We start from the raw sequence: 657 nt of genomic DNA, 5'->3' as shown, positions 1-657 counted from the left end.
TGATTACAAGATTTCAAGTCAACTAAAGATTACATGAAATCTTGATTTATTCTCCGATCGCTTCCTCCAGATACCATTTCGCTTTCTTAAACTCCTGAATTTCAGCATCTTTTTTGCCAGCTCGCCATACGTATTTGATCGCGTTTCCTTTACAGAAACCTTTAAATTCTTCTTCAGTTAACGCCGCACGGATAGCATCGATGCATTCGATATCACTTCCATTGCCCCCCGCGTAGTGGTTCGGATGGTTCACCATTTCTTTTTCGGGCTGCGAATTAACAGCTTTGGCCGCGTGGTTATCAGGCGCTTTCGCAGTGGTGATCTGGAAATCTTCCGGAGTAATCTTAACGCTGACGGGGGTGTTAGGGCTTGCCTTCTGGCCTGGGCAGAAATGGATAGTGCCAGGTTGGTAAAGGCATCCGCAGATAGTGCAATTAACGTAGCTACTTCCACGCCGCCCCAGGATATCCCCTGCGATCGTCTGGCGGTAAGTTTCACCGGTGCGAATGCCGCCCGTGATTTTCAGATCAGCCCCCGTAAGGGTGCCGATATCGTGAAAGCGTTTATCAGTATTGTTCATCGTTCGCGGCCTCCATATAAGTGCGAATAAAGTTTTCAGCTACCGGAGCTACTATCGCGTTTCCGTATGCGCGTAAA

The 657-nt window shown here is 47.9% G+C and carries 1 protein-coding gene; it reads right to left on the bottom strand.

Going from position 1 to position 657, the window contains the following annotated elements; translation table 11 throughout:
- Positions 1-46: 46 nt before the first annotated feature.
- Complete coding sequence (locus N1032_RS25850) at positions 47-580, bottom strand: DUF3310 domain-containing protein (RefSeq protein ID WP_259543478.1); 534 nt, start codon at positions 578-580, stop codon at positions 47-49.
- Between the last annotated feature and the right edge of the window lie 77 nt (positions 581-657).

Source organism: Herbiconiux daphne (assembly GCF_024979295.1).
GTDB classification, from domain to species: Bacteria; Actinomycetota; Actinomycetes; order Actinomycetales; family Microbacteriaceae; genus Herbiconiux; species Herbiconiux daphnes.
Note: the sequence above shows the minus strand (reverse complement) of the source record. Positions and strands in the feature narration are given on the sequence as shown.